Below are 23,091 nucleotides of genomic sequence, written 5' to 3'. Positions count from 1 at the left end.
GCCGATGACCGCCTACGTACCACCCGCCGACGCACCGGGCTGGTTCCTCGACAACCTGCGCCAGCCCGGCGAGTCGCACTTCGCCCCGGGCGGTGCCGGCCGCGTGCACCACCTGCGCTGGAACTGGGAGAACGACAGCCTGCCCGTACTGCTGCTGGTGCACGGCTTCGGCGGCCACGTGCACTGGTGGAGCTACCTCGCCCCGTTCTTCAGCGACCGCTACCGGGTGCTGGCGGCGGACCTGCCGGGCATGGGCGACAGCAGCGCCCCGGCGGTGTACGCGGATACCAGCTTCGCCGACGGCCTGCTCGACCTGCTGCGCCACTACGACCTGCACGACGTGACCATCGCGGGCCACAGCTTCGGCGGCCTGCAGTCGATGCGCGCCATGACCATGGAGCCTGCGCGCTTTCGCCAGGGCATCGTGGTCGATTCGCTGGTGTGCCTGCCGCCGGAAGAGCCGCCGCCGGTACTCGAGCCGCGCGGCCATCACAAGCACTACGGCAGCCTGGAGGAGTGCATGGGCCGCTTCCGCCTGGTGCCGGAACAACCCGCCGGCGACCCGGCCCTGCTGCAGTTCGTCGCATTCCACTCCTGCCGCCTGGGCGAGCGTGGCTGGCACTGGAAGTTCGACGCCCGGGTCTGCAACCGCGGCGAACTCAAGGACTTCGACGCCCTGCGCGGTATACAGGCGCGGGTGGACTGCATCTACGGCGAGCACAGCCTGTTCAACCAGGACCGCCAGCCGGAGCGCCTGAGCGAGTACTTCAGCCACCCGGGCGAGGTCATCCACGTGCCCGGTGCCCACCACCACCTGATGATCGACCATCCGCTGGCCCTGGTGGACGGCATGAACCGGGTGCTGCTGGCCAGGGCTTAAACTGTCACCGGGTTGTGGTAAAAGAACTCCCCGTCGCATTTTTTTGCTGGGAGTGAACCCGATGACGCTGTCCCGCCGCCATTTCCTCCACCGCTTCGGCGCCGTCGCTGCCGGCAGCGCACTGCTCGGTCGTCTGCCGCTGGCCAGCGCGGAGGCCATCCCCTTCCTGCACGGCATCGCCAGCGGCGACCCGCTGCACGATCGCGTGATTCTGTGGACCCGGGTTACGCCCCCGCCCGGCGACACCCGCCGCGTGCGCGTGCGCTACACCGTCGCCACGGACCCGCTGATGCTCAACGTGGTCGGCAGGGGCACGGCGTTGACCGGTCCGGAGCGCGACTACACGGTGAAAGTCGACGCCGCCGGCCTGCAGCCGGGCAGCAGCTACTACTACCGCTTCGAGGCACTGGGCGAGCGCTCGCCGGTGGGCCGCACGCGCACCCTGCCGCTGGGTGAACTGGAGCAGCTGCGCCTGGCGGCGGTGTCCTGCTCCAACTATCCCTACGGTTATTTCAACGTCTACCGCGCGCTGGCCGAGCGCGCCGACCTCGACGTGGTGCTGCACCTGGGCGATTACATCTACGAATACGGCGCCGGCACCTACAGCAACCCGGCGCTGGGGCGCTCGCCGCTGCCGGAGTGGGAGATCGTCACCCTCGCCGACTACCGCGCGCGCTACAGCCAGTACCGCATGGACGCCGACCTGCAGGCGGCGCACCGCCAGCACGCGTTCATCACCGTGTGGGACGACCACGAGTCCGCCAACGACGCCTGGCGCGACGGCGCCCAGAATCACAACACAGACAAGGGCGAGGGCGAGTGGTCCGCGCGCAAGGCCGCCGCGCTGCAGGCCTACTTCGAGTGGATGCCGATCCGCGTCTACCCGCGCCTGGCCGCGGGCCGCTGCTGGCGCAGTTTCCGCTTCGGCGACCTGGTCGACCTGGTGATGCTGGACACCCGCCTGTACGGGCGCGACCAGCAGGTGGCCACCAGCGACAGCGCCATCGACGACCCGGCGCGCAGCCTGCTCGGCTTCGAGCAGGAGGACTGGTTCTACGGCCAGTTGCAGCGCTCCGCCGCCGACGGCACCCGCTGGCGCGCCGTCGGCCAGCAGGTGATGTTCGGCCAGTTGCAGCTGGAGCAGGCGATCCTCAACGCCGACCAGTGGGACGGCTACCGCGCCAACCGCGCGCGGGTGCTCGACGTACTGGAGCAGGGCGGTATCGACGACAACGTGATCCTCACCGGCGACATCCACTCCTCCTGGGGCATGGAAATCGGCCGCGACCCCTACGGCGGCGCCGCGCCGCTGGCGGTGGAGTTCGTCACCCCCGGGGTGACCTCGCCGGCGCTGGAAGACCAGGCCCTGGCCGATCTCGCATCTACGGTGGCCCGGCGGCAGAACCCGCACATCAAGTTCGCTGACCTGTTCCACCGCGGTTACACCCTGGTCGACTTCACCCGCGAGCGAGTGCAGGCCGAGTGGTACCACGCGCAGACCATCACCGAACCGGGCAACAGCGCGCACAACCTCGCCGCGGTGCTGGCGTCCCCCGCCGGCAGCAACCGGCTGGAGGCAGCGGCCGCGGCCAGTCGTCCGTTGCGCGAGCCCGCCGCGCTGGCCTGACGCTCTTCAGGCGAAGTGGTTGGCGCCGGGACCAACAATAGGAGTAGCGAAAGGGTCAGCGTCAGGGTCGATGACAGGACCGACAAAGGTACCGATAAAGGGACCGACAAGAGGATCTACAACAGGATCGACAGAGGTACCGATAAAAGTGCGGGCACAAGCGCCGGCGCGCAATCCGCCCGCGCTCCTGTTATCCTCGGAATATAAAAATGAGGCTCATAACACCGGGCCTCCCAATAAGAGAGAGGGTCCAGATGAACAGCAGCGCCGGCACCACCGACTACTACCCCCTGCCGCTCACCATCGAGGCGATCACCGCGGACTGGATGACCCGCGCCCTGCGCCAGAAGGCGCCGGGCATTACCGTCGAGCGCGTGGAGGTCGTCGACCTGATCCGCGGCACCTGCACCAAGATCCGCCTGCGCCTGGAGGTGGACGAGGCGGGGCAGCGCGCCGGCATCCCGCCCACGGTCATCCTCAAGGGCGGCTTCGAGCCGCACAGCCGCGCCATGAGCAACATGCACCGCATGGAGGCCCTGGCCTACGGCGAACTGCTGGTGGAAAACCCGCTGCTCAGCCCGGTGTGTTACTTCGCCGGCTACGAGGAGGAGCAGCAACAGGGCATCGTCATCATCGAGGACCTGGTGGCGCGCGGCGTCACCTTCTGCCACCCGCAGGTGCCGCAGACCTACGCCCAGGTGGCGCGGCGCCTGGAGGTTCTGGCCGGCTTCCACGCGCGCACCTGGGACAGCCCGGCGCTGCAGCCCGGCGGCCGCTGGGACTGCACCCACGACGTGATCGCTGCCTTCGCGCCCTACATGAGCCAGTTCTTCACCGATGAGATCTGGACGCGCTGGACCAGTTCGCCGCGCGGCGCGGCGGCCTCCACGCGCTTCCACAGCATGCAGTGGATGCGCGAGACGCTCGACAAACTGGTGCAGTTCTCGCAGCGCTTCCCCAAGTGTGTGATTCACGGCGATACCCACCTGGGCAACCTGTACGAGGACCCGGACGGCAGCCCGGGCTTTTTCGACCCGCAGCCGCACCAGAGCCCGGGCATGTACGAGGTGGCCTATCACGTGGGCGGCGCGCTGGACCCGGCGGACCGCAAGCGCTGGGAGTCGGCCCTGGTGCAGCATTATCTGGATGCGCTTGCCGGCCACGGTGTGACGCCGCCGGCCTTCGACGTGGCCATGCAACAGTACGCGGCCTACCTCGCGCTGGGTTTCTGTATCTTCCTGGTCAACGACGACATCTTCCAGACCGAGGCGATCAACACGGTCTACACGGCGCGCTTCAGTGCGGCGATGCTGGAAAACAACACGCTGGATGTGCTCGCCGGTATTTGAACCGGTAGGGTCAGCGAGGCTGGCGGCGGGCGTCAGCTTGAATCAGGGCGTCTGGCCTCGCCGGTAAGTTCAGCGTCGCTGGCGACGGTAAGCCGTTCCGTGGAATGTCTCGCCCACAACCCAGCGTGCAATGTCACGCCAGGTAGCGATTCGGGATATCGCCCAGTAACCCGGCAAGCGTTTCCGACCGCAGCAGCGCCTCCAGGGTCCAGCCGCCGGGCTCGCGCAGCAGCTTGCGCATCTCCGGCTCCGGGTACAGGCCGATCTCCTCGCCCATCACGAAAAAGTCCTGCCCGCTCACGTGCGCCGCCTGCGGCAGGCACAGCAGCAGCACCAGCGCCGCGACCTGGCGGCCGTCCGGGGTGAAATCCTTGGGGAAGTTGAAATCGCGCACGCCGTTGGAGGGAAAGCCGCGGCGCCTGGATTCCGCGCCCGCCTCCACCAGCTCCGGTAACAGGAGGTCGCTGACCAGGCTCACCGGGCGGATCATGTTGCAGCGCACACCGTACTTGCCGAGGTCGCGGGCGACGGTGCGGGTGAGTCCAGCGACGCCTTCCTTCGCCGCGCTGTAGTTGGCCACGCTGAGGTGCCCCAGCCCGGAGGTTGAACCGGTGTTGATGATCACGCCGCCATCGCCCTGGGCGATGAGATGCGGCGCGGCGAAGCGGATGGTGGCGGCGTAGCACTTCAGGCTGACGTCGACGACCGCGTCCCAGTCCTCCTCGGTCATGGATTCGATGGAATGCGGCCGGTGAATGCCGGCGTTGTTGACCAGGATGTCGATGCGCCCGAAGTGCTCGACGGCGGTGGCGACGATGGCCTCGCCGGCGGCCCAGGAGTTGGCATCCATCACCGCCGGCACCGCCTCGCCACCCATGGCGCGGATGTCGGCGACGGTGGCGTCGGCGCTGTGTTTGCTGTTCACCACGACCTTCGCGCCGGCACCGGCCAGCGCCAGCGCTTCCTCGCGGCCCATGTTGCGGCCCGCGCCGGTAACCACCGCGACCTTGCCCTGCAGTGGCTGGTCCATTGTCGGCTCCCCCTTATTGTTGTGGGGAGATTATACCCGGCGCTTGTGCACCTGGTGGACATCCTCGGTCATGCCGATCTGCCAGTAGCCGCTGGCGTAGAGTTGCCCGCGCGGTACCTTGCGCTCACGGGCGTAGTTGCGCAGCGCCTGCACCCAGCCGCTCTCGCCCGCGGCCCACACCGCCGGCTCGCCCTCCAGCCAGGGCAGGCCGAGCACCCGGTAGAACAGCAGGGTGCCGCGCCGCGTCGGCTGCGGGTTGATCACCCAGATGATCTCGATGCCCGGCGGGGCGACCAGCGGCTGGCGGTCCTCCTCGGAGATGACTTCCAGCACCGCGTAGCCGCGCGCATCCTGTGGCAGCCGCTCGAGGTTGGCGGCGATGGCGGGCAGCGCCGACATGTCGCCGGCGAACAGGTACCAGTCGGCGTCCGCCGGGGCCAGCTTGGGTTTGCCCGGGCCGGCAAAACCGACCTGGTCACCGGGTGCTGCCTGCGCGGCCCACTGGGAAGCGGGGCCGTGGTCGCGGTGCAGCATGAAGTCCACGGTGATCTCGCGCTGCCCGGCGTTGTAGTCGCGCAGCGTGTAGGTGCGCACCACCGGACGCCGCTCCGGCGGCGCGCTGCGCCAGCCGGCGAGATTCTCGGTGAGGCTCGCCCGGGCTTCCGCGCGCGGCAGCAGCAGCTTGAAATTGGCGCTCTCGTGGTTTTCCGGGAAGCGGTGGAGGTCATCGCCGGTGAATACCACACGGCGCATATGCGGCGTCAGGTTGAAGGCCTGCTTGACGCTGAGCAGGTGGGGGGCTGTTTGTTCGCGCATTCGCGTTTCCTTGTACTCGTTTGCTGTTTAGTAGACAATATCAACTATAAATTGATAGGTTGATAAAGTCAACTATGACCATCGAACAGGACACGGTGCGCGACCTGCTGTGGCAGCTCGCATTCCAATTCAAGGTGCGCTGCCACCAGGCGGTGCGCGAATCCGGGCTGGACCTCGGCGGCATGCACGTGCGCATGCTGCAGGTGATCGACGAGGAACCCCAGTGCACGGCCAACCGCCTGTGCCAGCGCAGTGGGCGCGACAAGGCGCAGATCACGCGCCTGGTGAAGGAGCTGGAACGGCAGGGGCTGGTGAAGCGTTCGCCGCATCCTACTGACGGGCGCAGCCAGGTGCTGCAGCTTACGGGGCGGGCGAAGCGGCTGGTTGGGCGGGTGCGGGAGGTTGAGCAGGATGTGGAGCGGCAATACGTTGAGGGGCTTTCGGAGCGGGAACTGGCGGCGTTTGTGGCTACGGGGCGGAAGATGCTCGACAACGTGTCGGAGGTTGATTAGGTCGGGGTTTTGCTGATCGGCAGTCGTGGGTGTGGTACGCCCCCGACGCTCCAAAAGCTCAGTCGCGGCGGGGGCGTACCACACCCACGACTGCCTGCTTCGGGGGCTACTCCACCGGTGATCGCCTGCCGATCCAGGGGGTGGGAGAGTTGCCGTGAGACCCGCGGGCGGAGCGCTCTGAAGATCGCGCCCCTCCGGGGTGCCCTCGGGCGGTCGCGAGCCCGCAAGCGGTCTCGCTCCACTTCCTCGGCGCGTCTTTTGCGAGCGCTCCACCCGCCCGTCTCCCGGCACTTGCGGCTCGATCCTCCAAACACGGCGGCTCACGCAATGCGAGGCCCGGCAGCGGGGGTGTTGGCCGCGGAAATCACGTCTGGCGCCGAGGGCGTGGAGGGAGACAGCGAAGCGCTTTAAGGCTCCCGACCAACTGAGGGCACCGCGGAGCGGCGCCAGACTGGAGCGGCCAACAGCCGCACTGCCGGGCCGGAAGTGGCGAACGGACTTCGCAGCTTTCCCGCAGCCAACGCGGTTTCAATCGGCCAGAAGCGTCAGCCCTTCCCGGGTGAGTGCGCTTTTCTCACCCGGGAAGGGCTGACGCTTCCGGCCAACCCCGAAACCATAAAGCTCGCCGCGATACCCCAGCCAGCCCGTCCCCAGCAGCGGATCAAACCCAACCCGCAGATTGACATTTACAACAGTGGTGTTGAATATCTGCGGTCACGAAAGCCAGCCCAAGGAGCCCACCATGCAAGTCGCCCAGATCATCGAGAGTGCCCGCGCGCAGGCTGATAGCAAGCGCGAACCCGAGCCCTACAGTTTGCAGGCCCTGGAGCGCCTCGTGGATGCGCTCAACGACGAGGCGCTGTTATCAGAGCGCGGTGCGCAGGGGGTGGAGGCCAACCTGGTGAGTTCGCTGGCGATCCAGTTCAAGGTCGAGGATTACCTGGCGCAGCATCCGCAGCTGCTCGAGCAGCCGGTTGAAAAGCCACTGTTCGTGTTCGGTTTGCCGCGCACCGGAACCACCCTGGCGATCAACCTGTTGAGCGTCGATCCCGCCCGGCGTAGTTTCCTGCGCTGGGAATCGCTGGACCCCGTGCCGCCGCCGCGTCCGGAGGAGTTGCACGCCGGGCCGCGCTATGACGCCTGCCAGGCGCAGACCCAGATGGCGCTGAAATACGCGCCGCATATCGCCGCGATTCACTACGAGGATGCCGACAGTCCCACCGAGTGCCAGTTCGCCATGGCGCCGACGTTTGTGTCGCAGTACTACGATTCCATGTACCACGTGCCGTCCTACCACCAGTGGTTCCTGCACGAGGCGGACTACCTGCCGGCGTTTCGATTCCACAAGCGTTTCCTGCAGCTGCTGCAGGCCCACGCGCCGGGCAACTGGACCCTGAAGAACCCCTGGCATCCGCTGTACCTGGATGCGCTGACCGAGGTCTACCCGGATGCGCGGCTGGCCATGACCCACCGCGACCCGGTGGACGTGGTGGCTTCGGCGTGCAGCCTGCTCAAGGCGGTGCGGCCGATGTTCAGCGAGCAGGTCGATCTCGAGGCGATCGGGCAGATGCTGCTGGAGACCTTCGACGTGATGATCGAGCGCACCCTGGCCTACAAGACGCAGCACGGATGGGACGCGATCTACGACCTGCAGTACGCCGACGTGATGCGCGACCCGATCGGCGAGTTGCGCAAGTTGTACGCGCATTTCGACGAGCCCTTCACCGACGCCGCCGAGGCGGCGATGCACGCCTACATGGCCGCCAACCCCAAGGGCAAGCACGGCAGTCACCAGTACAACCTGGCCGACTACGGTCTCAGCGCAGGCGCCATCCGCGAGCGCTACCGCGACTACTGCGAGCGCTTTGGCGTGGTGGTGAAGTTCTGAGACTCCCGGCGCCGCCCGCGCGCCGGGGTTATTCCGCGCGCGGCAGGGCGAAGGCGAGGATGGCCGCCGCGGAGGGGCCGGGAATGCCGTAGTGGCCGCCCGCGGCGATCACCACGTACTGCCGCCCGTCGCTGGCGGAGACGAATGACATCGGCGTCGCCGCGGCGATCGCCGGCAGCTCGTAACTCCACAGTTCCCGGCCGCTGGCGCTGTCCAGGGCGCGCAGTTTGCGGTCCTGCGCGGCGCCGATAAACGCGACGCCGCCGGCGGTGATGATCGAGCCGCCCATGTTCGGCACGCCCATGCGGATCGGCAGCAGGGTCGGGATGTTGAACGGGCCGGACTTCGCCGAGGTGCCGAAACTGTGGCTCCACACCTGTCGCCGCGAGGCGAGGTCGAGGCCGTGGATGGTGCCGTAGGGCGGGCGCTGGCAGGGCACACCGAGCGGCGACATGAACGTCGACTGGGCGAAGATGTACGGCGTGCCGGCCTGTTCGAACACCGCCGTGCCCTCCTTGCCGCCAAACTTCTCCGCCGCGGCCTGCTCGCGGCGGATCAGGCGGCCGAAGTTGGCGAAGCGCAGGGTGTTGACCACCAGCAGGCCGCGTTCGGTATCCACCGACACGCTGCCCCAGTTGATGCCCCCGGCGGTGCCGGGAAACATGATGGTGTCCTGTTCGGTAACCGGGGTGAATGGGCCCTCGTAATTGGCCTGGCGAAAGCGCAGCCGGCACCACAGCTGGTCCAGCGGGGTCATGCCCCACATGTCCTCCTCGCGCAACTTCGGGCCGGCCAGGGACGGGAAGCCGGTGGTCTGCGGCTGGGTCGGCGCGGTGCGCTCCCCGGGTACGCCGCCCTGGGGTACCGGCTGTTCTATCACCGGGTCGATGGGTCTGCCGGTGCGCCGGTCGAGTACGAAGATCTCTGCCAGCTTGGTGGGCACCAGCAGCGCAGGCACCTTGCCGTATTCACCGGGCAGGTCCACGGCCACCGGCTGCGCGGCGAGGTCGTAGTCCCACAGGTCGTGGTGCACGGTCTGGAATGACCAGCGCAGCCTGCCGCTCGCGGCGTCGAGGGCAATGATGGCGGTGGTGAAGCGGTCCAGCGACTCCGGCCGCTGGCCGCCGTAGTAGTCCGGCGGGCTGTTGCCCAGCGGTACGAATACCAGCCCGAGGTCCGGGTCGCCGCTGATCGGCCCCCAGGCATTGGGCGTGGCGCGGGCGTAGGCGTCGTCCGGGTCCTCACCTTCGGCCTGGGCCGCGTTCCAGGCCCAGCGCAGGGCGCCGGTCTCGGCGTCGTAGCCGCGCACCACGCCGGAGGGTGCATCCAGCGAGGCGAGGTCGGAGACGGTCTGGCCGACCACGATGACGCCGTCGATAATGGCCGGCGGCGAGGAGGGGATCGCCGCGACCTTGCGGCGCGACTCCGGCAATTGCCGCGCCATGCCCGCGTGCAGGTCGACCGCGCCGTTCTTCCCGAAGCCCGCGCAGGCTTCGCCGGTGGCGGCGTCCACCGCGCGCAGGCGGCCGTCGGGGCTGGCGAAAATCACCCGTTGGCCGCACTGCGCCTGCGGCTGCGGTGACTCGTAGAACGACACGCCACGGCACTTGGCGCCGAACACTGCGGTGAAATCGAAGCTGTCGAGGTCCGGCGTGGTGTAGCGCCAGACCTCACGACCGCTCTCCGCTTCCAGCGCTACCACCACCCCGGCCTTGAGGCAGGCGTACAGGCGGCCGTCGGCCATCAGCGGGGTCACCTCGAAATTCGGGTAGAGCGGCAGCGGCAGGTCCGAGTCGTAGCGCCAGGCCAGTTCCAGCTGGTCCACGTTCACCGTGTTGATCTGGTTGCTGGCCACAAAGCGCGTGCCGCCCGGCGTGTTGCCCCAGTTGCGCCACTCGCTGGCGGCCTCGGCCACCTGCTCCGGCGGGATCTTGTACAGCGGGCGCGTGTCGGGCAGTACCGCGGCGATGCCGGCGATGGCGACCAGCGCGCAGCAGGCCAGGGCGGGCAGGGTTACCGTCCCGCGCCAGGGCCTGCCGCGCAACGCGGAGAACGGCAGTGCGGTGAACAGCAGGCCGAGTACCGCCGGCTGCAGCAGGCGCGGTGCCAGGGCCCAGCCGTCCAGGCCCACTTCCCACCAGCTCCAGCCCAGGGTCAGCAGCAGGTACAGCCCGTACAGGCTCACCGCCGCGCCGCGCCCCAGGCCCAGGGCCAGCGCCGTGCCCAGCAGCAGGACGCCGGCGAGCAGGAAGTAGCCGCTGCCGCCGGCCAGCAGCAATTGGGTTCCGCCGATGGCGTGGGCGATGCCCAGCGCGGCGAACAGGGCGGTGAAAATCCAGGTGGCGAGGCGGGGCATGGTCAAGTCCGGTGGGGTTCCTGTCGGTTGGCGTCGCGCGTCAGCTGGCGCTGCGCAGCGGCCGGAAGAAGTCGCGCAGCTCCTGCGTCCACAGCTCCGGCGCCTCGGCGAAGGAAAAGTGCCCGCCGCGCGGCAGGCAGGTCCAGCGCTGCAGGTTGGTGTTGCGCGCCACCGGGGCGCGCGGAATGAGCATCACCTCGCGCGGCGCGACCAGGTAGCCGCAGGGCGTGTCGATCACCGGCGTGCGCTGGTGCAGCGGCCGGAACGGCAGGCCGCCGGCGCGGGCGTGTTCGCAGTAGGTGCGCAGCGAGGTGGCGATGCTGCCGTTGAGCCAGTACAGCGAGGCCTGGGTGCACAGGAAATCGCGGTCGAAGGCCGCGAGCACATCGCCGTCGCAGTCGCTCCAGGCGCGCCGTCGCGCCCACAGCCAGGCGGCGGTACCGACCGGCGAGTCGGCCAGGGCATAGGCCAGGGTCTGCGGCTCGTTGCTTTGCACGACGAAATGGCTGATCACCTGTGGCGTGATGGTGGACGAGCGCTCGAGCATCCACTGCTCGTCCGCGGCGTAGTCCTGCGCGGCCAGGGTGTTGAGGTCCAGGCCGGGATAGTAGGGGATGCTGGCGAGCAGGCCGGTCACCTGCTGCGGGAAGTGGTGGGCGATGAGGTGGCTGATCGCCGCGCCCCAGTCGCCGCCGGCCACGCCGAACCCGGTATAGCCCAGCACTTTGGTCATCAGTTTGCTGAACAGCGCCGCGTGCGCCGGCACGTCCAATCCGCTGTGCGCCAGCGGCATGGACAGGCCGTGCCCGGGCAGCGAGGGGATGACCAGGTCGAAGGCATCCACCGGGTCGCCGCCGTGACTGGCGGGATCGGTCAGCGGGCCGATGACGGCTTCGAAATCCATGAAGGTCCACGGCCAGCCGTGGATCAGCAACAGGGGTGTCGGCGCGGGACCCTTGCCGCGCAGGTGAACGAAGTGCAGCGGGTTGCCGTCGATCTCCACGCGGTAGTTGGGCAGCGCGTTGATGCGCCGCTCGGTGGCGCGCCAGTCGTACTCCGCGCGCCAGTACTGGACCATCTCGCGCAGCCAGCCGGCCTCTACGCCGTAGCGCCAATCCGCGTTGTCGAGGTCGTCCGGCCAGCGCGTGGCGTCCAGGCGCGCGTGCAGGTCGTCGAGCTGCGCCTGGGGGACGTCGAGTGTGAATGGCGTTGGCTGCATGGCCGCGCGTTCCCGCTGCCGGTGGGTATCGTCGGCATTATGCGGGCAGGGGCCGCGGCGTTCTCGACAATGCCCGCACCGCCGTCGACCGGCCCTGTCGCCGGGCCGGGTCCTCGCGCTGCGCGCCGGTCAGGGCCGGACGGCGATCACCTCGATCTCCACCAGCATGCCCTCGGCCACCAGTCCGGCAACCTGTACCGCGGAGCGCGCGGGCAGGTTCGGCTGCGCCTCGGTACCGAAGTGGCGCGAGTAGCTTTTCATGAAACCGGCGAAGTCCATCTTGCCGCCCATGGCCGGGTCGCCGACCAGGAATACCGTCATCTTGACCACGTCCCCCATGTCCAGGCCCTTGGCCTTGAGCGACGCCTCGATGCGGCCGAGCACCGAGTCGGTCTGCTCCTCGGTGTTGCCCCAGAACGCGGCCGGGTCGCCCTTGGCGGTGGGGTCCCTGGGCGCCGGTACCTTGCCGCTTTCGTAGACTACGGCGTTACCGGGCACCTCAACCGCGGCGGCGATGGGGAACGTGCTGTTGTCGGGCAGGGGATAGCGGGTGACCTCGGCCGCGTAGCTGGCGGCGGCGCACACGGTAATTGCGAGCAGGCTGGCGGACAGTGCGTGTTTCATCGGTGGACTCCTGGGGTGGGATGGCAGGTGTTCGGGTCGCGCGGCGACCCCGTGGTTATACGGCGGCCGCGTGTTCGCGCCGTTCGATGTCTTCCAGCGCGCGCCAGGCGGAGCGCACGGCGCCCTCCTGCCAGCCGGAGAGCAGGCTGAGCTGGTCGCCCATCATGTAGTGCCGTCCGGCGGGTTGGCTGAGGATGGGGTAGCCGCGCTCCAGGCCCTCGGCGCTCCAGTGGGAATTGCAGCCCATCATATGGTTCATGCGGTGCCAGCAGATGGAGACGCCGTTCTCCATGTAGCGGGTGTAACCGTGCGGGTGCACCCTCTCGCCCTCGGCCAGGGCCTTGGCCAGGCGCTGGGTGTGATCCAGGGGGGCGAAGCGGTCGATGATGGCCGGGTCCCAGGCATAGGCGCCCAGCACGATTCCCTTGCGCGCGAAGATGCCCTGTTGCGGATACCAGATCTGGGTGATGTCCTGCCGGGTCCAGCTGATGCCGGCGTAGATGCCCTCGGCCTCCCAGAAGCGCTCGCTGGCCTGCAGGCCGATCTTGAACATCTTGCCGGGCTGGGCGGTGCCCAGCGCCCAGTTGTAGTCCACCGGGAAATTGTTGGCGATGCCGGTCATCAGGTGCGTGGGAATGCAATTGAGGCAGTAATCGCCGCGCGCCGAGCGCAGCTCGCCGTCCTGGCGGTAGTCGATGTCGACCCCGTCCTCGCCCAGGGTGACGCGCTGAACATGGGCGCCGAGACGGATGTCGCAGTGCAGCGCGCGGGCGAAACCCTGCACGATCTGGTCCATGCCTCCGCGCGGGGTCAGCATGGCCGGCGCCTGGTCCTCGCCCTCGGCGAAGTTCATCGCGCCGTGGTCCGGCCAGGGCATGTCCCGCCAGTTCAGCGGCCCGGTGGTGAAGGTTGTCCTGAGCAATTCGCGAAACGCGAGCGGGTCGCGGATGACCCCGGGCTCCAGCGCACCGCCGGCGGCGTATCCGGCGCGGGCCGAACCACGGTAGCGGTAGTTGTGGTCGAGATCGCCGTAGCTTTTCAGGAAGGCGCGCAGGCGCTCCAGGTCCTGGGCGTCGAAGGGCTGGTCGAGCCCGGCGCCGGGCAGGGTCTTGGCCAGGAGTTCGGCCATGAAGCCGCGGGCGTCGGCCTCTACTTCGCGGATGCGCATCGGCTTGCCGCCGAAGGCGTCGTCGTCCTGGGTGAAGCAGTTCTTGTTGTGGTTGCTGAACAGCTCCATTTCCACACCGAGGGCGCGGCAGTAGTGCATGATGCCGGTGTGCACCGCGGGGATGCGCGCGGGCCCGGCATTGAAATACAGGTGAGGCTGGTCGTCGAAGCGGCAGGTCTGCCGGTTGCCGGCCTCGTCGATAACATCACCGTGACGCACGGTGAGGTTGCGCCCGCCGAGGCGCCCGGAGGCCTCGAACAGGGTGACGTCGTAGCCGGCGCGCTGCAATTCATAGGCGCTGACCAGGCCGCTGATGCCCGCACCGAGGATGATCACCGAGCGCTTGCGCTCGCCCAGGGGGCGCAGCTGTACCGGTTGCGCCTCGCCCGGGTCGGCGGCGAAGCCGAAGGCGCGCGCGGCCTGGAAGGCGACTGCGGACGAGCCCGCGGCCTGCGCCAGCAACAGCAGCGCCTGGCGGCGGGTGAGGTCGGTTTTCATGGGCGATTCTCCACGCTGTCGTCGTCGCATGCGACGCCACGGCCTTGCGTCGAGTATACACAGGCCGCCGACGAACACGTACGCCCGGGCAGCGCGGCTTGGCTCGCGGCGATGTTCAACTGCTATGCTGTTGCGGTAAGTCGTTGTGCTGGTGGGTGTGTCCGCGGCGCGCGGCAGGTGTTATCGCCGGTGTGCGACAGTGCTGACAGGCCTGTCGCTACGCCGGCTGCAATAAGGGGAATTGCATGGATATCAAGGTAGGTGGAATCTTCGGATTCCTGATCTTCGTCGCCGACATCTGGGCGATTATCAACATCCTCGGCAGCAGCGCGGACAACGTGAAGAAGCTGCTGTGGATTCTGCTGGTCCTGTTCCTGCCGCTGCTCGGCGTGGTGATCTGGTTCTTTGCCGGGCCGCGCTCAAGCTCGCGATAGGCTTTCCCCGGCCGGCCGCTAGGGCCGGCCGAACATCTGCGTCCAGTACAGTCCGTAGGTGCTGGAGGCGTTGCTGAACTTGGCAGCGCCGATGTGCACGTAGGACGCACCCATCATGTTGGCGCAGTGGCCGTCGCTGCTGATCCACGCCTGTACCGCGGCAGTCGGTGAACTCAACGACGTTCCGGCGGCGATATTCTCGGCCAGTGCCGACCAGCTGTAGCCCGCTTGTGACGCTCGCGTGCCCAGGCTCGAGCCGTTGGAGCCGGTGTGGCTGAAGAAGTTGTTGTTCGCCATGTCCCTGGAGTGGCCCAGCGCGGCGCTCTCCAGTTTGCAGTTCCAGGTCAGTGCGGGGGCCGCGTTGAAGGTGCCGCGGGCACCACAGCTGCGCCGTTGCGAGCGGAAACTGTTGACCGCGTCGAGCATGGCCTGGGCTTCGGCGGAGACCGTGCAGCCGGGCGGCGGTGTCGGCGTAGGCGGCGGAGTGGGAGTCGGGGCCGGCGGCGGAGTCGGGGTCGGAGCAGGTACCGGGTTGTCCACGATGTCGCAGGCATCGCCGAGGCCGTCTCCGTCGCTGTCCAGCTGGTCCGGGTTGTACGCGTTGGGGCAGTTGTCGCGCTGGTTGTCGACGTAGCCCTCGGGGGCGCGCGGCGCCACAATGCTGTCGCCGGGAGCGCCGAAGCCGTCGCCGTCCACGTCGCGGAAGAATTCGTAGGTAACAAAGCCCTCGTCGATCACGCCGTCGCAATTGTTGTCGACACTGTCGAAGACCTCGCCCGCGGCGGGGTAGATGGCGCTGTTGTCGTCGTCACAATCGCCGCCCCGGGTGACGTGGTCCGGGATCGGTTCCAGCGACTGCCGGGCACCAAAGGCACGGCCATAGCCGTCGCCGTCGAGATCGACATACCAGGTGGTGTCCGCTTCATCGACATCGCCATCACAGTCGTTGTCGCGGCCGTCCAGGGTTTCCTGCGCGCCGGGGTAGTCGGATTTCTGCGTGTCGTCGCAATCCAGCTTGTTGGGTACGTAGCCCGCGGGCTTGCGCAGCGAGAGCAGGCTGACCTCCGGGTCGCCGTAGCGGTCGCCGTCGCTGTCGAGGTAGAACAGGGTATCGACATAGCCCTCGTCGAGCATGCCGTTGCAGTTGTTGTCCTTGCCGTCCTCGACTTCCTTGTGCCAGGGGTGGACGTCCTCGTCGTAGTCGTTGCAGTCGCCGGCCTGGACGACATAGCCCTCGGGCTGTTCGGCGGACATCACCGATACGCTGCCGTGGCCGTACAAATCCCCGTCCTCGTCGCGGTACCAGGCGCGCACGCTGGTCACCGGCTCGAACTCGGCGGACAGGCCGATGTCGCCCTCGTCGTCCTTGTGCGCTTCCGGCAGCGGGGCGATGGTCGCGGTACACACCGGTGTGGGCGAGCTTACACAGATCGTTTTCCAGCGCACGAAGCGGAAGCCCTCGGCAGGCACCGCTGTATAGGTTTCAGTGACTTCCCCGGTAATCGGGAAGACGCAGGATGGCTCGCTGCAGTCGTACTCGCCGGAGGCGGACTCGATGTGGCCACCGTCACCCGTGGTGATCACCAGGCGACAGCTCGCCAGCATTACGATGGGCAGGCCCAGCGCCAGGCGCAGGGCGATGCTTTTCTTATTTGAGGTCGCGTTCATAGTGACTGCCCGATCCCGTATTTCACTGCAGGAAACTTTCAGTAGGATCGAGTATTGAAAGTCACACGCCGGCGACTCTCCAATCGTTTCTGGTTATTTCGAGATATAACCGGAGGTGATGCGGGCCCCAATGTCGGACCGTTGCCGCGTACCTATTGCGCTGATTGGCTGCGCAGCCAGCTGCGCCATTCCGACTCGAGTCGCGCAGTGCCCCCGGGGTAGGCGGAGTACAGCGCCAGTCGCGCCGAGAAGGGTCGGCAGAAATTGGCGTGGATCTGCTCGATGAGCTCCTTGAGCGCGTAACGTCCGGCGTTGTCCTGCATCAGGAAGTGCACCAGCGACCAGGCCGCGGCGTAATTGCGCGCGCGGCGCTGCGTATGCCAGGCCTGCCTGTCTTTTGTCAGCAGATCGTCCAGCGCGGGTACGCCGTTGCGCCGCAGCAGTTGCAGGTGCGCCCGGTCGAGAACGAAGCGCGCACCTTCGCCGCGCACACGCATGGTTTCGAAGTATTCCGCGAGTCCCTCGTTGAGCCAGGGCGGGGTCGGACCGAGCAGGTTGGCGCTGACCAGGTGCGAGATCTCGTGGTAGGCGGTGCGCATGGCCTCGCCCGGGCGTTGCGCATCGAAGCTTACGTAGGCGGTATTTCGCAGCGGGCTGTAAAAGCCGATGGTGGGCTGGCTGTCGGGCCAGACCTGCGCCTGCACAGCGGCGTAGCGGGCGGCGTCGCCGATCACCTGCAACCGGATGTGCGCCTGCTGCAGGCGCTGTTCGCCGAGGAAAAAATGCCAGGTATCGTAGATGCGTTTGGCGCCGGTGCGCAGGTGTGTCTCGAACTGCGCCGGCAAGGTGTCCTCGCTGAGGATCTCGTAGCTGAAATCGCGCTCCGCGCCGGTCGCGTCCAGGACAGTGGGTATATAGCTGCGCGGCGGCGTTTCGGACAGGTGGGTCTGTCCCTGGTCATCGACCCAGCGGTAGACCGGCGGGCTGGTAGGTGTTTGGCGCCTGCCGCTGGCCGGCCTGGTACAGAACATGGGTTCGAGCGCGCCGTGCTCGCCGGGCCGGTTCACCGCACTGCGCAACGGTGGCACCGGGCCGCGGGGTATGCGGGCCTCCTGCGGGTCGGCTGCGGCAGCACCGTCGGCGGACACGGGCGGTGCGGCTACCGGGGCAGCGGGTCCGCCGGTGCCGGGGCGCAGTGCGAGCGCGCCCGCCAGGCCGATAGCGCAGAGCAGGGCCAGAGCCAGCCATGAGCGGGGCGAGTTCATCGGGGGACGATTCCCGGGGCGAGGTGTACGGAACGGGGCAAACGAAACGGAACTGGCAGGATGACAACGCAGGGTAATGGATTACCTGCCGCGGCGTCGAGAGTGAGCGCGGTCACATTTTTTTACAGAAACAGGTGTTTTTTCGTGGCCCAACATTTGACACCGGGCGTAAACTGGCCTCCGACTGGAGCGCGCGGGTCGTTCTGCCTGATCCCGCAAATACAGTTCGACGTAAACCGCCGCGCCGGTCATATACCAATAATTACCCCGGAGGGGAATCATGCTCGGATATATGCGGAACCATCTCGAATACTCCAATGCTGTTCTGGACACCCTGCAGAGCCTGGTCGACGAGGGCGCGTTCAGTGCCGTGCGCGCCGGCGACCTGCGCCTGCGCCTGGCCGATCGCGCCCAGGTCGAGAACACCGTCGTGCGCATGGAATACGGCAGTGCCGACAGCGCCTTTCGCGAACTGGCCTCCAACTGCTGGCTGCATTTCGAGGGCGCCCGCGCCCGCGGCGACAACAGCAAGGGCGACTACCTGAAACTGGCGACCCGCGCGCTGATGCTCGGCGGCCTGCCCGAGTCCGACGCCGGCGAAGAACTCTCCGCCCTGGCGCGCCTGCACGGGCAGCGCGCCCAGACCAGCGCGGGCGACACCGGAGTAGCCATCCACTAGCGCCCTGCGCGGGCGACAACACCGGGCGCCGCCCAGACGCCAATCGGCGGCGCCCGGCTTGGCTGATTTGTCAGCCGAATGGCGGTAATTGTCAGCGATCCACTGCGCCGCTGGTGCTAGGCTTTCGCTTCCGCAACCCGGCGCGCAGCCGGCAGGAGGCCGCCATGACCGACTCCATCACCACCCACTACCGCGCCTGCCACCTGTGCGAGGCGATCTGCGGCCTGGAGATCAGGACCCGCGGCGAGGAGATCCTGTCGATCCGCGGCGACCGCGAGGACCCGTTCAGCCGCGGCCACGTCTGCCCCAAGGCGGTGGCCCTGCAGGACCTGCACGAGGACCCGGACCGCCTGCGCCAGCCGGTAAAGCGGGTCGACGGCGGCTGGCAGGTGATCGGCTGGGACGAGGCTTTCGCAACGGTGGGCCGCGAACTGTCCCGGTTGCAGCGCAGCCACGGCGACGATGCTGTGGCGATCTACGCCGGCAATCCCAACGTGCACAACTACGGCTGCATGACCCACGGCGGACTGCTGCGCAAGGCGCTGGCCACGCGCAACACCTACTCGGCCACGTCGCTGGACCAGCTGCCGCACCAGCTGGTGTCCTGGGCGCTGTATGGCCACCAGGCGCTGCTGCCGGTGCCGGATATCGACCACACGCAGTTCATGCTCATCTTCGGCGCCAACCCGGTGGCCTCCAATGGCAGCATCATGACCGTGCCCGACGTCACCCGGCGCCTGAAGGCGATACGCCAGCGCGGCGGCCGCGTCGTGGTGGTCGACCCGCGGCGCACGGAGACCGCGGCTATCGCCGACCGCCACCACTTCATCCGCCCGGGCAGCGACGCCTTCGTACTGCTGGCTATCTTGCATACCCTGTTCGATGAGGACCTGGTCGATGCCGGCGAACTCGCGCCGCTGCTGCGCGGCGTCGAGGCGGTGCGTGCCGCGGTGGCACCGTTCACCGCGGACCTGGCGCAGGCGCGCAGCGGTATCGCCGCGGAGGATATTCGCGCCCTGGCGCGGGACATGGCGCGCGCCCCGGCGTCGGTCTGTTACGGCCGCATGGGGGTATCGGTGCAGGCCTTCGGTTCCGTCTGCCAGTGGGCCATCCAGGTGATCAACATCCTGTGCGGCTCCCTCGACCGCCGCGGCGGGGCCATGCTCACCTCGCCCGCCTTCGGTTACATCCGTCCGGGCGAGAAAGGCGCGGGCAGTTTCGGTCGCTGGCATTCGCGGGTCGGCGGCCTGCCCGAGTTCGGCGGCGAGTTGCCCAGCGTGGCGCTGGCGCAGGAGATGCTCACCCCGGGCGAGGGCCAGGTGCGCGGACTGGTGACCATCGCCGGCAACCCGGTGCTCTCGGCGCCCAACGGCCGGGAGATGGATCGCGCGCTGGCGGGACTCGAGTTCATGGCGGCCATCGACCTGTACATCAACGAGACCACCCGCCACGCTGACATTATTCTGCCGCCGACCGGGCCGCTGGAGCACGACCACTACGATGTCGTGTTCCACCGCCTGGCGGTGCGCGACACGGCGCGCTACAACGCGCCGGTGTTCGAACCGGCGGCGGACACGCGGCACGACTGGCAGATTCTCAACGCGCTGGCGGTGAACATCGCCGCCGGCAAGGAGCAGGCACTGCAGCCGCTGCCGGCGCCGGACGTGCTGCTCGACCTGGGCCTGCAGCACGGCTACCACGGCGCGGCCAATGGCGCCGCTGCCGCGCTGAGCCTGGACAAGCTCCGGGAACACCCGCACGGCATTGACCTCGGCCCGCTACAACCGGGCCTCGCCGCGCGCCTGTGCACCGCCGATGGCGCCATCCACCTGGATGTCGACTTCCTGCTCACCGACCTGCCGCGCCTGCTCGACGCACCGGAGCCCGCCGGCGCTGGCGAACTGCTGCTCATCGGCCGCCGCCACGTGCGCAGCAACAATTCCTGGATGCACAATTTCCACCGCCTGGTGAAGGGCAAGCCGCGCTGGCAGTTGCTGATGCATCCCGAGGACATGCGCGAGCGCGGCCTGCACGACGGCGCGCAGGTGGTGGTGCGCTCGCGGGTGGGCGAGCTGGAAACCGAAGTGCTCGGCAGCGACGAGGTGATGCCGGGGGTGGTCAGCCTGCCCCACGGCTGGGGTCACCAGCGCGATGGCGTGCGCCTGGGTATCGCCGCGCAGCAGGGCGGGGTCAGCTGCAACGATGTCACCGACCAGGCGCATATCGACCCGGTGTGCGGCAACGCTGCCTTCAACGGGCTGTCCGTGCGCGTCGCCGCGGCGCCGGCCTGAGCGACTCCCCAGCAACTATCCGCTGGTATATTGAATGTGGTCGCGCGGCCGGTCACACTGTTTTACCCCGTCTGCAACCGCAGGATGTTCGCCATGTCGATGATTCGCCGCGCCGCGCTGAGCGCAGTTTTCGCCCTTTCCCTCCATGCCCAGGCCGCGCTGGACACCGGCGCCAGCGCGCCCCTGTTCACCGCCCCCGCGGCGCTGGACGGCAAGGCCTTCGAGTACTCGCTGGCCGCTGCCCTGGAGCAGGGCGCGGTGGTGGTGTATTTCTACCCCTCCGCCTACACCGGTGGTTGTAACGTGCAGGCCCACGAATTCTCCACCAGCATGGCCGAGTTCGAGGCCGCCGGCGCCTCGGTGATCGGTGTGTCCCTGGACAGTATCGAGCGGCTCGAGGATTTCTCCGCGGACCCGGACTACTGCGCCGGCAAGCTCGCCGTCGCCTCCGACGCAGACGGCGCCATCGCGCGCAGCTATGACCTGCAGGTGCGCGAGGGCATGGACGGCTTCAAGGATTCGCGCGGCGTGGAAATCGACCACGGCTTCGCCGAGCGCGTCACCTTTATCGTCACCCCGGACGGCAAGGTGGCGCGCACCATCGGCGGTGTGTCGCCAGCGGACAACGTCAGGCAGTCGCTGGAGGCGGTACGTGAACTGGGCGGCGCCGCGGACAGTGCCCAACCCTGAGGCGCGGTGATGGGTGCGGCGTCGCGCGGGGGGTGATCAGCAACCCGCGGCGTCGGTGCGCGCGGGTGCTCGAATAATCAGTCGATGAGGCCGCCGCTGGCGGCCACTCGGGTAGGGCTGCCGGGACTCAGGCCGCTTCTTCGCGCTCTTCGGTCTCGGGCTCGGCTTCACTGGCGGCCACCTGCTCTTCCAGGCCCTTCAGCTTGCGCTGCAACTCGGCGTTTTCCGCCTTGCTCTGGTTCAGCGACTTCTGCAGGGCGTCGGCGGCGCGGGTCTTCTCGGCCAGCTTCTTCTTGTTGGCGTCGAGGTTCTTCTTCATGCGCGGCGGATCGAACTGCTTCAGCGCCTTGTTCTCGTCGCGGACTTCGCCGAGATCCTTCTGCAGCGCCTTGACGCGCTTTTTCAGCTCGGCGGCTTCGTCCTGCAGCTTCTCGGAGCGGTTGTTCAGTTCGCGGTTGAGCTGTTCGGTACGCTGGTTGGCGGTGGCCTTCTCGGACAGGCCGGTGATGGTCTCGAGCTGCTGGGCGACGGTGGCCTCGAGTTCGGCCTGGCGGGCTTTCAGTGACTCGATTTCCGCATCGCGGGCTTCCAGTTGCGACTGGTATTCGGCGCGCAGGTTGTCTTCAAGTTCGATGATTTTTTCCAGTTTGTTGGCTGTCAGCATTCAGTGATTCCTGTATCGGTCAGTGCGCTGGGGCGGGACGCGCGGACGAGCGGCGTCCCCGCATGCGCAGGGTGCATTACTTGGGGGTGGGAATGGCGGCGGGAGTATACACGAGAATGCCGGCCGTGCCGACCTCAATTTGCGAGCCGATTCGCCGCCCGGCGGGGGGCTTCAGCCCGGCGGTTCGGGCTTCTCGCCAGAGCTGGTCCCGCGGCGCGGCGCGGCCCGCCAGTGCTCGCCCTCGCAGCTGGCCAGCCCGAGCCGCTGCAACTTGCCCAGGGCATCGTCGATCTCGAAATCCAGCCGGCACTGCAGCTGTTCGGCGAACCAGTCCTCGATCGCCGCGTCCAACGCGGGGGCGGTCATCGGCGCGCCGTGAGCGAGCAGGAAATAACAGGCGAGCACGCTCTCCTTGCACTCGGCATCCTCGGCGTCGTCTAGGATGCGCAGCAGGGCGCCGGTGTTGTTGTCCAGCAGCTTGAAGTAGAGGTTCTCGGTGAGGGCCTGGGTGTAGCGCAGCTTGCGGTTGCGGAAATTCGCAAACTGCTTCCACAGGTAGCCGCCGAGGGCGGCAAGGCCCGCGCCGAGGGCAATCAGCATGGGCTTGTCCAGGGTCACCGGCTGGCTGGACAGGCCCAGCCAGAAGCCGATCAGCGAGCCGAGCAACAGCAGGGTGGTGCCCACCTTGGTGGTCAGTGCGATGCCGCCGCTGACCAGCGCCGGTACGCCGATGAGCAGTTTGTCCAGCATGCGCATGCCGACGCGGATATTCGGGAACAGCATCTCGATATCCGCCTCGGGAACGTTCTGGAACAGTTTCAGCAGGGTGCTGCCGGCGGGGCAGTCGCCCAGCGTACTGGACTCGTCGAGGTCCGGCTTCAGGCGCAGGTAGAGCAGCACCCGGTCGTAGTTGGTGAAGCGCACGGTGCGCCGCCACAGGCCGAACAGCTCGCGCACCTGTTCCTCGCGGCGGCTGGCGCCGCGGGTGTACAGCAGCAGTTCGGCGAAGTCATCGAGGTCCACGTGCAGGCGCACCTGGAACAGGGACGAGGCGCGCAGGGCGCGTTGCAGGTCGCGCTCGCTGACGCGGTCGTAGTTGGCGCGCTCGAGAATCTCGACCAGGCGTTCGCGCAGCTCTCCGGTGTCCTCCGCGGGTGGATGCGCGCCGACGCTGCGGGTGTCGGTGTCCGGGTCGAGCGCGGCGTAGGCATCCTTGAGCGATTGCCGCAGGGCGTGAAATTCATCGCGAAAGTTCGCCCGCAGGTGCTGCGCCGCGGTCTCGAACTGCGCCATGGTGGCGGCGTCCAGTTCGCCACGCTCGCGGCACAGGCGCAGGAGGTCGCTGTGCCGGAAGGGGATGAAGCGGCGCAGGGGCAGCTGCGCCGCGCCGCTGTCCGGGCGCGCTTTGCGCTTGGAACTGCCGCCGGGCACGG

At 68.0% G+C, this 23,091-nt stretch carries 19 protein-coding genes; 9 read left to right on the top strand and 10 right to left on the bottom strand.

The genetic code is table 11. The features are described 5' to 3' along the window. Nucleotides 1-4: 4 nt before the first annotated feature. The 3 genes from E4634_RS13685 (at nt 5) to E4634_RS13675 (ending at nt 3,856) form a co-directional block, all read left to right on the top strand. Nucleotides 5-880 carry an alpha/beta fold hydrolase gene (locus tag E4634_RS13685; protein ID WP_135444814.1) on the top strand — a complete coding sequence of 292 codons (876 nt, stop codon included), beginning with the start codon at nt 5-7 and terminating at the stop codon, nt 878-880. 61 nt (nt 881-941) lie between these two features. Beyond that, nucleotides 942-2,507, top strand: a complete 1,566-nt coding sequence (locus tag E4634_RS13680) for an alkaline phosphatase D family protein (RefSeq protein WP_135444812.1) — start codon at nt 942-944, stop codon at nt 2,505-2,507. 254 nt (nt 2,508-2,761) lie between these two features. Then, nucleotides 2,762-3,856, top strand: coding sequence for an aminoglycoside phosphotransferase/kinase family protein (locus E4634_RS13675; protein ID WP_167854920.1), 1,095 nt, complete (start codon nt 2,762-2,764; stop codon nt 3,854-3,856). 133 nt (nt 3,857-3,989) lie between these two features. On the opposite strand, the gene E4634_RS13670 is transcribed toward E4634_RS13675, so the two are convergent. Further along, nucleotides 3,990-4,886 (bottom strand): SDR family NAD(P)-dependent oxidoreductase, encoded by an 897-nt coding sequence (locus E4634_RS13670; protein ID WP_135444808.1) that lies wholly within the window; start codon nt 4,884-4,886, stop codon nt 3,990-3,992. Nucleotides 4,887-4,916: 30 nt separating this feature from the next. Continuing rightward, on the bottom strand, nt 4,917-5,702 hold the full coding sequence (locus tag E4634_RS13665; protein ID WP_135444806.1) for a siderophore-interacting protein: 786 nt from the start codon (nt 5,700-5,702) through the stop codon (nt 4,917-4,919). Between the two features lie 74 nt (nt 5,703-5,776). Between E4634_RS13665 and E4634_RS13660 the strand changes: the two genes are divergently transcribed. Further along, the gene (locus E4634_RS13660; protein ID WP_135444804.1) at nt 5,777-6,214 is read left to right on the top strand and encodes a MarR family winged helix-turn-helix transcriptional regulator; all 438 of its coding nucleotides are present in this window, start codon (nt 5,777-5,779) and stop codon (nt 6,212-6,214) included. Between the two features lie 742 nt (nt 6,215-6,956). Continuing rightward, nucleotides 6,957-8,102: a sulfotransferase family protein gene (locus E4634_RS13655; protein ID WP_135444802.1), complete on the top strand. Its 1,146-nt coding sequence runs from the start codon at nt 6,957-6,959 to the stop codon at nt 8,100-8,102. 28 nt (nt 8,103-8,130) lie between these two features. On the opposite strand, the gene E4634_RS13650 is transcribed toward E4634_RS13655, so the two are convergent. The 4 genes from E4634_RS13650 to E4634_RS13635 all read right to left on the bottom strand — a co-directional run bounded on the left by E4634_RS13650 (nt 8,131) and on the right by E4634_RS13635 (nt 13,967). Beyond that, nucleotides 8,131-10,458 (bottom strand): pyrroloquinoline quinone-dependent dehydrogenase, encoded by a 2,328-nt coding sequence (locus E4634_RS13650; RefSeq protein ID WP_135444800.1) that lies wholly within the window; start codon nt 10,456-10,458, stop codon nt 8,131-8,133. Between the two features lie 40 nt (nt 10,459-10,498). Continuing rightward, nucleotides 10,499-11,677 (bottom strand): epoxide hydrolase family protein, encoded by a 1,179-nt coding sequence (locus E4634_RS13645; protein ID WP_135444798.1) that lies wholly within the window; start codon nt 11,675-11,677, stop codon nt 10,499-10,501. A gap of 129 nt (nt 11,678-11,806) precedes the next feature. After that, a complete protein-coding gene (locus tag E4634_RS13640; protein WP_135444796.1) occupies nt 11,807-12,301 on the bottom strand; it encodes a RidA family protein in 495 nt (164 codons plus the stop codon). 55 nt (nt 12,302-12,356) lie between these two features. Then, nucleotides 12,357-13,967, bottom strand: coding sequence for a flavin monoamine oxidase family protein (locus tag E4634_RS13635; protein WP_167854918.1), 1,611 nt, complete (start codon nt 13,965-13,967; stop codon nt 12,357-12,359). A 245-nt stretch (nt 13,968-14,212) separates the two neighbouring features. Here E4634_RS13635 and E4634_RS13630 point away from each other — a divergent pair, with 245 nt between their 5' ends. After that, entirely contained in the window at nt 14,213-14,401 is a 189-nt protein-coding gene (locus tag E4634_RS13630; protein WP_135444792.1) for a PLDc N-terminal domain-containing protein, read from the top strand. Between the two features lie 18 nt (nt 14,402-14,419). On the opposite strand, the gene E4634_RS22040 is transcribed toward E4634_RS13630, so the two are convergent. Both E4634_RS22040 and E4634_RS13620 read right to left on the bottom strand, forming a co-directional pair. Next, the gene (locus E4634_RS22040) at nt 14,420-16,069 is read right to left on the bottom strand and encodes a MopE-related protein (RefSeq protein WP_135444790.1); all 1,650 of its coding nucleotides are present in this window, start codon (nt 16,067-16,069) and stop codon (nt 14,420-14,422) included. A gap of 152 nt (nt 16,070-16,221) precedes the next feature. Next, nucleotides 16,222-17,334: a DUF1570 domain-containing protein gene (locus E4634_RS13620; RefSeq protein ID WP_135444788.1), complete on the bottom strand. Its 1,113-nt coding sequence runs from the start codon at nt 17,332-17,334 to the stop codon at nt 16,222-16,224. Between the two features lie 280 nt (nt 17,335-17,614). Here E4634_RS13620 and E4634_RS13615 point away from each other — a divergent pair, with 280 nt between their 5' ends. The 3 genes from E4634_RS13615 (at nt 17,615) to E4634_RS13605 (ending at nt 20,994) form a co-directional block, all read left to right on the top strand. Continuing rightward, nucleotides 17,615-18,013 (top strand): hypothetical protein, encoded by a 399-nt coding sequence (locus E4634_RS13615; protein ID WP_135444786.1) that lies wholly within the window; start codon nt 17,615-17,617, stop codon nt 18,011-18,013. Between the two features lie 164 nt (nt 18,014-18,177). Continuing rightward, entirely contained in the window at nt 18,178-20,304 is a 2,127-nt protein-coding gene (locus E4634_RS13610) for a molybdopterin-dependent oxidoreductase (protein WP_135444784.1), read from the top strand. 93 nt (nt 20,305-20,397) lie between these two features. After that, nucleotides 20,398-20,994: a peroxiredoxin gene (locus tag E4634_RS13605; protein WP_206046887.1), complete on the top strand. Its 597-nt coding sequence runs from the start codon at nt 20,398-20,400 to the stop codon at nt 20,992-20,994. A 127-nt stretch (nt 20,995-21,121) separates the two neighbouring features. Here E4634_RS13605 and E4634_RS13600 read toward each other — a convergent pair whose 3' ends face one another. Together E4634_RS13600 and E4634_RS13595 are read right to left on the bottom strand one after the other, a co-directional pair. After that, nucleotides 21,122-21,658 (bottom strand): hypothetical protein, encoded by a 537-nt coding sequence (locus E4634_RS13600; protein WP_135444782.1) that lies wholly within the window; start codon nt 21,656-21,658, stop codon nt 21,122-21,124. A gap of 171 nt (nt 21,659-21,829) precedes the next feature. Further along, a complete protein-coding gene (locus E4634_RS13595; protein WP_240725186.1) occupies nt 21,830-23,089 on the bottom strand; it encodes a DUF3754 domain-containing protein in 1,260 nt (419 codons plus the stop codon). Between the last annotated feature and the right edge of the window lie 2 nt (nt 23,090-23,091).

The sequence above is a fragment of the Mangrovimicrobium sediminis genome, from assembly GCF_004745945.1.
Classification (GTDB): domain Bacteria; phylum Pseudomonadota; class Gammaproteobacteria; order Pseudomonadales; family Halieaceae; genus Mangrovimicrobium; species Mangrovimicrobium sediminis.
The sequence above is the reverse complement of the archived record's forward strand: the minus strand, read 5'-3'. Positions and strand labels throughout refer to the sequence as shown.